12 protein-coding genes are annotated in these 10,301 nt (G+C 40.8%); 10 read left to right on the top strand and 2 right to left on the bottom strand.

The features are described from left to right. Positions 1–136: 136 nt before the first annotated feature. Both FD50_RS12835 and FD50_RS01520 read right to left on the bottom strand, forming a co-directional pair. Positions 137–274 carry a hypothetical protein gene (locus FD50_RS12835; protein ID WP_164478093.1) on the bottom strand — a complete coding sequence of 46 codons (138 nt, stop codon included), beginning with the start codon at positions 272–274 and terminating at the stop codon, positions 137–139. 93 nt (positions 275–367) lie between these two features. Continuing rightward, positions 368–1,237 (bottom strand): alpha/beta hydrolase, encoded by an 870-nt coding sequence (locus FD50_RS01520; protein ID WP_056959773.1) that lies wholly within the window; start codon positions 1,235–1,237, stop codon positions 368–370. Positions 1,238–1,321: 84 nt separating this feature from the next. Here FD50_RS01520 and FD50_RS01515 point away from each other — a divergent pair, with 84 nt between their 5' ends. From FD50_RS01515 to FD50_RS01470, 10 genes are all read left to right on the top strand, one after another. Beyond that, the gene (locus FD50_RS01515; protein ID WP_056959771.1) at positions 1,322–1,756 is read left to right on the top strand and encodes a GNAT family N-acetyltransferase; all 435 of its coding nucleotides are present in this window, start codon (positions 1,322–1,324) and stop codon (positions 1,754–1,756) included. Positions 1,757–2,340: 584 nt separating this feature from the next. Next, entirely contained in the window at positions 2,341–2,898 is a 558-nt protein-coding gene (locus tag FD50_RS01510) for a LemA family protein (protein ID WP_056959769.1), read from the top strand. A gap of 24 nt (positions 2,899–2,922) precedes the next feature. After that, the gene (htpX, locus tag FD50_RS01505; RefSeq protein ID WP_056959767.1) at positions 2,923–3,810 is read left to right on the top strand and encodes a zinc metalloprotease HtpX; all 888 of its coding nucleotides are present in this window, start codon (positions 2,923–2,925) and stop codon (positions 3,808–3,810) included. Between the two features lie 33 nt (positions 3,811–3,843). Next, positions 3,844–4,626: a hypothetical protein gene (locus FD50_RS01500; protein WP_056959765.1), complete on the top strand. Its 783-nt coding sequence runs from the start codon at positions 3,844–3,846 to the stop codon at positions 4,624–4,626. A 271-nt stretch (positions 4,627–4,897) separates the two neighbouring features. Next, positions 4,898–6,265: a UDP-N-acetylmuramoyl-tripeptide--D-alanyl-D-alanine ligase gene (locus tag FD50_RS01495; RefSeq protein WP_056959763.1), complete on the top strand. Its 1,368-nt coding sequence runs from the start codon at positions 4,898–4,900 to the stop codon at positions 6,263–6,265. Between the two features lie 46 nt (positions 6,266–6,311). After that, a complete protein-coding gene (gene cshA, locus FD50_RS01490) occupies positions 6,312–7,808 on the top strand; it encodes a degradosome RNA helicase CshA (protein ID WP_056959761.1) in 1,497 nt (498 codons plus the stop codon). Positions 7,809–8,021: 213 nt separating this feature from the next. Further along, entirely contained in the window at positions 8,022–8,387 is a 366-nt protein-coding gene (gene acpS / locus FD50_RS01485) for a holo-ACP synthase (RefSeq protein ID WP_056959758.1), read from the top strand. Between the two features lie 18 nt (positions 8,388–8,405). Then, positions 8,406–9,530 carry an alanine racemase gene (gene alr / locus FD50_RS01480; protein ID WP_056959756.1) on the top strand — a complete coding sequence of 375 codons (1,125 nt, stop codon included), beginning with the start codon at positions 8,406–8,408 and terminating at the stop codon, positions 9,528–9,530. A gap of 66 nt (positions 9,531–9,596) precedes the next feature. Further along, positions 9,597–9,866 (top strand): hypothetical protein, encoded by a 270-nt coding sequence (locus tag FD50_RS01475; protein ID WP_054757643.1) that lies wholly within the window; start codon positions 9,597–9,599, stop codon positions 9,864–9,866. Continuing rightward, positions 9,863–10,231, top strand: coding sequence for a type II toxin-antitoxin system PemK/MazF family toxin (locus FD50_RS01470; RefSeq protein ID WP_054757644.1), 369 nt, complete (start codon positions 9,863–9,865; stop codon positions 10,229–10,231). The genes FD50_RS01475 and FD50_RS01470 overlap by 4 nt, the downstream gene beginning before the upstream one ends. Positions 10,232–10,301 lie beyond the last annotated feature (70 nt).

Here is a 10,301-nt window from a genome sequence, read left to right as displayed (position 1 = left end):
TCGAAGTTAGACGGAGAATTTTGACTTATGGAACACGTTTATCCAGAATAAAAAAGGGACTGTGACAAAATTTAACTTTTGTCACAGCCCTCTTTAATTTAATTGTGTTAAATGCTTATGCCCAAAGGCAAATTCTTTAACGCTGAAGTTTCTTTGCGTCAGCATCCAGACGGGCAAAGCCTGAGCCATCTTTTTTGGTTGGGTGTTTTGCGCGGTCATCTAAAGCCTTGCGAGCCAATGCTTTTTTTTCTTCTTTGCTTAATTTCTGTGACATTGATATCGCCTCTTTATATTGAAGTCCACACTGTGAAACAATTTCCACACCTTTATTTTAGTCCTAAATTGAAATATAGCAAATGAAAATAAGCTACTTTGGCCAAAGAAAGTTAATTACAGCTTGGTCTACGGTTGTATTATGATTGTGGAGCAAGGAATGTTGAGCATTGGCCCCCTTGACCATTAATTCTTGATATGATGCTACGTGACCCCGAATTAAGTAAGCTAAAGAACGTGCAGAAACATTGGTCACTAAACCGTCAGAATTTGTGCCGTCTTCTAGATTGCCGAAGATGTTTAAAACTTTAGTTTGTCGTGGAAAGCGACTTCTAAACTTGAAGTAGTCACGGTAAGCAGTATTTTGAGAAGTCGGTTTGCCAGAAGATTCCAATGAATTTTGGTTGGGAGTATCATCAATATAAATGACGCCATTAAAAGGACCAGCAATTGGAACGAATTTATTTAGAACAGGTCCGTTTTTTTGCCGGAGATGGACTGCCCAGTAATATGTGACGGGTCCGCTCATTGAATGAGTCACCACATTGAATTTTTGCATATTATAATGCTGGTGCAGATAGTTAACCACCTGCTTGAGCCAAGCTGCTTCAGTCGGAATCTCAGCTGTATTATCATCAAAGATAACTTGGACAATCGGATTTTTTTCTGACCAAGACCATGTTCCCTGAAGATGTAATTGTCCATCTTGAGAAACATTTATAGTTAGAGTTTTTTGTGCGCGTCCACTTTTTTCAGCAGCGGCAATCATTTTATTGGTGGAAGCTGCACCACCGCCGTAACCATGCAAATAAATAGTGGGAATAATCGCCGTGAAGTGAAGTTTTCTGTCGTGAGTGTTTTCGGTTGCACCTAGTAATACTAAAGTACAAGCTAAAAGCATCAGTAGGATACGGATAAGGAAGGTCGAAAAAAAGCCTTTTTTTCTTTTAATGTGTTTCGCCAAGATATTCACCTGATTATTATGTTAGAATAATGTACTCTCAATCTAGTATACAATTATAATCTTTTTTTGAAAGGACTGAGTGCGATGTTAAAGTTTGAACAGACAGACAATTTGGATTCCAAGTGCTATCAGGATGCACTTGCCATCCGTAAACAGGTTTTTATCAAGGAACAAGGAGTTGCTCCTGAATTGGAGGTAGAAAATGAGGCGGCAGCCGAATATTTTGTGGCCTACTATGATGGACAACCCGCTGCGACTGCACGTGTTTTACGCGAAGAGGGTCCAAGCTGGCACGTCCAAAGAGTAGCTGCCTTACCTGAATTCAGGGGTAAGGGAATTTCAAGGGCTTTGATGCAGGTAATTGAGCAAGCAGCTTTAAAACGCAAGATTTATTTTCTAAAGCTGGGAGCTCAGGACCAGGCACAAGGTTTTTACAGCAAGCTGGGGTATCAAGTGACAGGTCCAGGTTTTTTGGATGCCGGGATTGCACATCATCAGATGGAAAAAAAGTTACACTAAGCTGAGCTTGTCTTTTGAAGGTTGATGTAGTAGAATGAGGCTATGCGATGAGTCGAGACAGTCAGGCGATCAGTAGATCGTTCCGCTGCGGCGGCTAGTGACTTTTCGAAGCGGAGTACAAATGCTAGCGGATTTCTAGCGTACTTATAGGAGACTATTGTGGAGTAGTACCTATTTATCAGTAATGATACCGCATAGGGGCTGTGACAAAAGTTAAATTTTGTCACAGCCCCCTCTTTTATCCCGGGTAAACGTGTTCCATAAGTCAAAATCTTCCGTCTGACTTTCCAATTACTCATAGCAAAGTACTCGCGATGTTCGTAATTTCGAGTTAGCACTCAAATTTTCCCAACTTATGTCACACTCTCTTTTTTAATTGTGTCGGTGGCTAACTTGTTAGAGAAAATGAGTTTAATTATTTTTAAAATACAAGATAATCAGCTTTATTAAAGAACAGTAATTTGCTATGATAATTATGGGTAGTAGTCAGTGTTACAACGTGTTCAGCGGGGTATGCATGTGCGCAATGTGTAATAACTGAAGTTGTGATTTTACTTACGCACAAGATATTGGAGGAGAAAAAGATGTTTTGGATTATACTGATAATAATCATCGCATTAGTTGTATTTGGATATATTGGACTTTATAATGGTTTGCAAACTGCTAAGGTTTATACAGAAGAGTCATGGAGTCAAATTGATGTCCAATTGAAACGTAGAAATGACCTGATTCCGAACTTGGTTGAGACCACTAAGGGGTATGCTAAGCATGAACGTGAAACTTTTGCACAAGTAGTGCAATTAAGAAATCAATTGGTTAGCTTGCCAAGTGATGCGCATCAACAGAAGATGGAAGTTTCTAATCAGCTGACCGACACACTGAAGTCAATCTTTGCCTTAGCTGAAAATTATCCAGATTTGAAAGCAAATCAGGAATTTACCAAGTTAATGGAAGAACTGACCAACACTGAAAATAAAATTGCATACTCACGTCAGCTTTTTAATTCTAGTGCAGCATCTTTCAATCAGAAATTGATGACGTTCCCTTCTAATTTTATTGCAAAAATTCATGGCATGACTAAAGTTGGTTACTTAGAAGTTCCTGCAGAAGAAAAAGTAGCACCCAAGGTTTCTTTTGAGTAAACCTGATTCAAAGGAGTATAGTGAATGTTATTTCAGCAAATAGCACGTAATAAAAGGCGGACTGTTTATGTGATGATCGCCTTTTTCTTATTAGTTTTGGTAATTGGCGCTGCTGTAGGTTACGTTTTTTTTAATAATTCTGCCTTGGGAATTGTGATGGCTGCGGTTTTAGGTGTCTTTTACATGCTTGCCATGCTTTCACGTTCAACTGAAATTGTGATGGGGATGAATCACGCAGAAGAAATTCAGCAGGAAAGTGATTTTCCAGAGCTGTGGCATGTTGTTGAGGATATGGCTCTCGTGGGACGTGTTCCAATGCCACGGGTTTTTGTCATTGCTGATGAAAGTCCCAATGCTTTTGCGACAGGAAACAATCCTGAGCATTCGGCTGTTGCTGTCACACAAGGGTTGCTTGAGCGCTTAAACCGTGAAGAACTTGAAGGTGTGATTGCACATGAAATCTCGCATATTCGTAATTACGACATTCGCTTGCAAACTACTGCGCTCGCCTTAAGTGCTGTTATTTCAGCACTTGTTAATTTGGGTTTCAACTCATTTTGGTGGGGCGGTGGTCGCAGAAGAGATAATGAAGGTGGCGGAGCTAATGCAATTTTAATGGTCTTATCAATTGTGGTGGTTATTTTGGCTCCGGTAGCGGCAACCTTAGCTCAACTTGCCCTGTCACGCAATCGTGAGTATTTGGCTGATGCTTCGGGTGTTGAGCTAACTAGAAATCCGCAGGGACTAATCAATGCACTGGATAAAATTTCGCAGAGTGAACCGATGAAAGCCGCGGATCCGAGCAGTTCATCTTTATATATTGCAAATCCTTTCAAATCGGGTTCTTGGACCCATCTTTTTGACACGCATCCACCAATTGAAGATCGAATTGCACGTTTGCGTAAGATGTAGATATGTATTTTTTAATAGAATAGAGGAAAAATGATGCGTAGCAATCTTGTTTACGTATATGTTGAAAAAGTATCCCATCTCACCTTGAGTTATGGCATTTCCACAGCAGATTTTATCACAAAGTCTTCGCGGCCACCTGACAACGTTCTTTCACTTGGGATTGTCGATCCCCAACAGGAAATTGATATTTATTCAGGGTTCAATATGTATTTAGGAACGGAAAATGTCAAGGAGTATTTAATGCAAAAACATGCTCGTCCGTTAGAGTGGATTGATTTTGACGATGTGAATGATTTGGAGTCGCTTTCACCACGGGAAGTGGCAGAATTGCTTTACTTAGGGCATGCGTACACTCATCTTAAAGCGCCTTTTTATTACAAATTGCAAAATAATTATGTCTTTTTGACTTTACCAAATGGTGCAAAAAAGGTATACTATCGTTATTTGCCCCATTTTTACCAATTACTTTCAAAGTGTCTTGCTGCACGTCTTGGGGAGACTTATAAGGAAAGACGTCCCTTTTTGCGTGCACGAAGACGCTTTCGTGATTTACCAGCTGAAATTATGCAGAAGTTGACAGCGTTACTCGTCAATGGAGCGGTCTTTGATTTTGGCGGTTTAAAAATAAAAGGACAAGAAGCCTCGATTCCAATGTTTGCTGCACCTGAAAGTGTCTATCAACTTAAATGGCATGAGCCAACGATGCTGATCGAAAAGTCAAATTTGGTGGGAAGATTGCATTATCAGTTAAATACAGAAGAATGGGAATTGGAGATTCTTTCACCGACAGCCTTTGAAGATAGTTTCAACATATAATTTAAGGAGTATTGGCTTAATGCAGGAGTTGATTCTTGATGTTTTCTTGTGCCCAAGCAGTCGCAAGAGAATCGACACCTGCTGTTTTTGAGTGGTAGTAAATAATTATTTTTGAGTAAGTGTAAGTCAGGTTTTTAATATGTGATACAATAACTAAGGGTGAATTTTGTCTTCAGGAAACGGCAGGTAGATATTCACTTTTTGAAACAAGCGGAATGCTTATGGGACACTGCGTTTGGTTAACAGTGCCAGGAGAAAGGAAGATAGTCACATGAAGATGCGATTAGCAGAAATTGCGAAAGCACTACAGGTAGAGTCAGCTGAAGAATGGGCGGATGTCGTTGTTACAAGCGTTTCATTTGATACCCGTTCATTAAAACCCGGGGCGCTTTTTGTACCGTTAAAGGGGGAGCATGACGGCCATGATTATATTCAAAATGCAATTTCAAGGGGTGCTGTTGCAACGCTCTGGGAGGAAGGTCATGAGAATGGGCCAACTGATTTTCCTAAGATAACAGTTACTGATAGTTTGGCTGCCTTGCAGCAGCTTGCAAAGTATTATTTGCATAAAATTAATCCAAAAGTTGTGGCGGTCACTGGTAGTAATGGGAAGACAACTACCAAGGATATGATAGCTGCTATTTTAGGGACGCAGTTTAATGTGAAAAAAACACATGACAACTTCAACAACTATATTGGTGTTCCAATTACAGTTTTGGCGATGGAGCCCAACACTGAAGTGCTAGTTGTCGAAATGGGCATGGATCACTTTGGTGAACTTGATGGACTAAGTCATTTGGTTGAACCTGACATTGCAGTGATTACGATGATTGGGGAGGCACACATCGAATTCTTTGGTACAAGAGATAAGATTGCAGATGCAAAGATGGAGATTACCCATGGCTTAAAAGAAGACGGCGTGTTTATTTATAATGGTGATGAACCACTGCTAACACAAAGAGCCAAGGAGCTTTCTCAAGAAACAATAACTTTTGGGAATCAAGATTCAGATGATTTTCGAGGACTTAACATTGTTGGTAATGAGAATAAGACGAGTTTTCGAGTTTCAAAGTGGCCAGATGAAAATTTTGTTATTCCGATGATTGGTTCATATAATGTCAACAACGCGCTTGCTGCGTTGAGTGTCGGTGATTACTTCAGAATTTCGGTTAAAGTAATGCTCAAAGCATTGTCTTCCTTTGCTTTGACTAAAAATCGCACTGAATGGGTCAAGGGAAGTCAAAACGAACGTATTTTAAGTGATGTCTATAATTCGAATCCGACTGCTGCCAAGCTGGTCCTTAAGGCTTTTTCTCAGGCGGAAACGTCAGGTAAGCGGATTGTAGTATTAGGAGATATGTTGCAGTTGGGGACACGCTCTAAAGAGATGCATGCTGGTTTAGCAGAGGCGATTGACCCAGAGAAGATTACGAGCCTTTATCTTTGCGGCGATGAGATGGAAGAGTTAAAGGCAAGTCTGGCAAGTAAGTTCTCAAGCGCCCAGTTGCATTGGTATCGGGCAGATCAAAAGGAACAGTTGGTGGCAGCGTTGCAGGCTGAAATCGAACCAGAAGATCTCGTGCTGCTAAAAGGTAGTCATGGGATTCATTTGGAAAAAGTGCTTGCAGCTTTAGTTTAAGTACAATAGGATAGAAAACACAGAGCTATATAGGAGGAAATATTTTTTGAAATTTACAGAACTCGGACTTTCAGACAATTTATTAAAGGCAATTAAACGCAGCGGATTTGAAGAGGCAACGCCAATTCAGGCTGAAACAATTCCTTTAGTTCTGGAAGGTGACGATGTTATCGGACAGGCACAAACAGGGACAGGTAAAACGGCAGCTTTTGGATTGCCACTGTTGAATCATATTGATGTTAAGAAAAATGAGATTCAAGCAGTTGTAATTTCACCAACGCGTGAACTTGCAATTCAGACGCAAGAAGAATTGTTTAGACTTGGACGCGACGAGCATGCTAAAGTTCAAGCTGTTTATGGTGGTGCAGATATCAGGCGCCAAATTAATATGTTGAAGCGCGCTCCTCAGATTATTGTGGGAACTCCTGGACGCCTGCTTGATCATATTAGAAGAAGAACGGTTGATTTAAGTAAAGTTAAGACATTGGTTTTAGATGAAGCTGATGAAATGCTTGATATGGGTTTTGTGGATGATATTGAAAGTATTATTGCAAAGATCCCTACTGAAAGACAGACGCTTCTCTTTTCAGCAACGATGCCTGCAGCAATCTTGAAAATCGGTGAAAAGTTTATGACGAAGCCTAAGATTGTTAAAATTAAGGCAAAAGAGTTAACAACTGATTTAGTAGATCAATTTTATGTCCGCGCCCGTGATTTTGAGAAGTTTGATACGATGACCCGGATTCTAGATGTTCAGGCTCCGGAATTGACAATTCTTTTCGGCAGAACCAAGCGGCGTGTGGATGAACTCTCAAAGGGCCTTGAAGCACGCGGATATAATGCAAAGGGAATTCATGGTGATCTTTCTCAGCAACGCAGAATGAGTATTTTAAAACAATTTAAAGCAGGAAAGCTTGATATCTTGGTGGCAACAGATGTGGCTGCTAGAGGTTTAGATATTTCGGGAGTCACACATGTGTACAATTATGACATTCCGCAAGATCCAGAAAGCTATGTTCATCGGATTGGGAGAACAGGGCGTGCCGGACATCATGGTGTTTCAGTTACCTTTGTTACTCCCAATGAAATGGATTATCTGCGCGTGATTGAGCGCTTAACAAAGAAGCGCATGACACCGTTGAAGCCACCGACAGAAGAAGAAGCCTTTATTGGTCAGATTTCTTCAGCAGTTGAAGGCATTGATGACTTAGTCAAAAAGACGAATACAGCCAAATTTGAAAAACAAGTAACCCAATTACTTGAAAAGTATGATGCAACAGACCTAATTGCGGCCTTGATCAATGAAATGGCCAAGGACAATGCTAGTGAAGTCCCGGTTAAGATTACACCTGAAAGACCATTACCGAACCGACGTAAAAAATCTGGCCACTATGGGCATAATAATAAGCGGCGGTCATGGCATGATCGTGATAATGGGAAGAATTCTAAGGGGTACAAACCCAGAAAAGATCAGAATCGCGAAAAATACAGTCGTGACCATAAGAAAAAGCGTAAATTCACAATCAGAGTTAAGAAAGACTAATTTACTTTGATGAGTGTAATGCTGTCTTGAAGAAGAGTGCGGAACACATTAAAACAAATAAGATCTAAAAAGAAGGTGCTGTAGCCGAAACTTGATTTTTGTCTCAGCCTCTTCTTTTTTGTATTTAAGAGATGTGGTAAGATAACCAGTAGATATGCAATAACTGCACTTTGAAGATTTGGTCTGGTTGTTTTAAAAGGAGAAGTCGATAAGGTGATTTTAGGAACGGGAATCGATATTACCGAAATAGCGCGCATTAAAGAGGCCGCCCAAAGGCACGCAGGCTTCGTACAAAGAGTCCTGACACCTGCAGAAGTGGAGTATTTTGAAAAATACGGTGGGCGCCGCCGATACGAATTTTTAGCAGGTAGATTTTCTGCTAAAGAGTCTTACAGTAAGGCAATGGGGACTGGGATCGGCAAAACAGTGCATTTTCAGGATATTGAGATTATTGAAGATGGAAAGACAGGCAAACCGCAGATTACGCGGCATCCGCGCAGTGAACTTCGAGCGCATATTTCAATTTCACATACTGCAACACTGGTAATGACAGAGGTAATTTTAGAAAGTAATCAATAGACAAGGAAGATGCTGGGAATGGTTGAAGGAACACATCGTAATACTTATGCTGAGGTAGATCTTGAAGTTATCAAACAAAATATTAATGCTGAAAAGAAATTAATGGATACACAGCAATCGTTATTTGCGGTTGTGAAAGCCAATGCCTATGGTCACGGATTAGTGGAGGTTTCACAAGCTGCACATGCTGCGGGAGTCGATGGCTTTTGTGTTGCAATCATTGATGAAGGGCTTAAATTGAGAAGTATTGGATTGAGCGAGATGATTCTAGTCCTAGGTGTTAATCCTGCAGCTCAGGCGGTTGTAATGGCGCAAAATAACCTTTCGGCAACAGTCGATAGCCTTGAATTTCTTGAAGATGCTGCAGTTTTCTTACGAGCACACAAGCTTCAGTTGGCAGTGCACCTGGCGTTAGACACTGGTATGAGTAGAATTGGTTTCCGAACTCCGGCAGCTTTAGCCGCAGCAGTGACTTTTTTGAAGGCCCATCAAACTGAATTCAAGTTCGAAGGGATTTTTACGCATTTTGCGACTGCTGATTCTTCTAAGGCAGATGCTCAAGCATATTATCGCCAGCAGTTGACGAGATTTCAGCAGTTGATGGCGGTGGTTGCTGAAAAGCCGCGTTACGTCCATGTTGCTAATTCGGCGGCTTCTTTGTGGCATCGCGAAGCCAAAGGAGATGCTGTTCGTTTTGGAGTTGCAATGTACGGACTTAATCCGTCGGGAGGAGATTTGGAGTTACCGACAGTTTTTAAACCAGCACTAAGTTTATCTAGTGAGATTATCTCGTTACGCCGCCTTGCAGCGGGTGAATCGGTAGGATATGGTAAAACTTACACTGCCAAAAATGATGAATGGATCGCGACTGTTCCCATTGGATATGCAGACGGCTGGCTGAGAAGAATGCAAGGTTTTGCCGTGTTGGTGGCAGGTAAGAGCTGTGAAATAGTCGGACGTGTCTGCATGGATCAAATTATGATCAGATTACCCCAAAAAATAGCAGTCGGCACACGAGTGACACTGATCGGTGAAAATCAAGGGAAAACCATAACCGCACAGGATGTCGCAACCTATTCTGAAACAATTCATTATGAAGTACTTTGTGCCCTTTCCGAAAGAGTGCCACGGTATTATAATTAAAGTAGCTACCATTTGTGAAGATTTGTGGTATTATTAATGAATAAATAATGTTGGGGGCCGCTTGCGATGACATATCACTTTGATGAAAATACGACAAATGGTTTTGTCTCTAAAGAAGATGAACGTCTTTCGATATATTGCGATTATTATTCAATTGATCAAGGAGAGCTTAAAAATAGTTTGATAGCGGATTATGTAGATGCGCATCATCAAATTCTTGATGAATTAATCAATGGTTATAAAGAGATGGGACCACTTAATAAGAAGATCTGTGATGAATTTGTTGGCTGTGAATGTGAAGCCGGCTACGAAATAGAAAATAGAGGGATTATATGACAGTTGATGATGTCAAGCGCGGCGACATTTTTTTCGCCGACCTTTCACCTGTTGTGGGATCAGAACAAGGTGGGATGCGGCCTGTGCTGATATTACAAAACAACATTGGCAATCGTTATAGTCCGACAGTTATTGTTGCAGCGATTACTGCAAAAATTCAAAAACCTAAAATGCCCACACACGTTGGACTTTCAGCGACAGAAGTGGGGTTGGAGAAAGATTCAGTTGTGCTCCTTGAGCAGATCAGAACAATCGACAAACAGCGTTTATTGGACCGAGTTGCACATATCAGCACTAAAGGAATGAGCGCAATTGATCATGCGTTGGAGGTCAGTCTAGGACTGACTGATATACATAAACAGTAACTTAGGCAACGAAATTGCAATTATAAGGAATTTTTAAAGGTGAAGCAGTGAAAGGTATGATAATAGAATC

This window comes from Liquorilactobacillus satsumensis DSM 16230 = JCM 12392, assembly GCF_001435195.1.
In the GTDB taxonomy this organism is placed as follows: Bacteria; Bacillota; Bacilli; order Lactobacillales; family Lactobacillaceae; genus Liquorilactobacillus; species Liquorilactobacillus satsumensis.
This window is presented reverse-complemented; position numbering and strand designations above follow the sequence as displayed.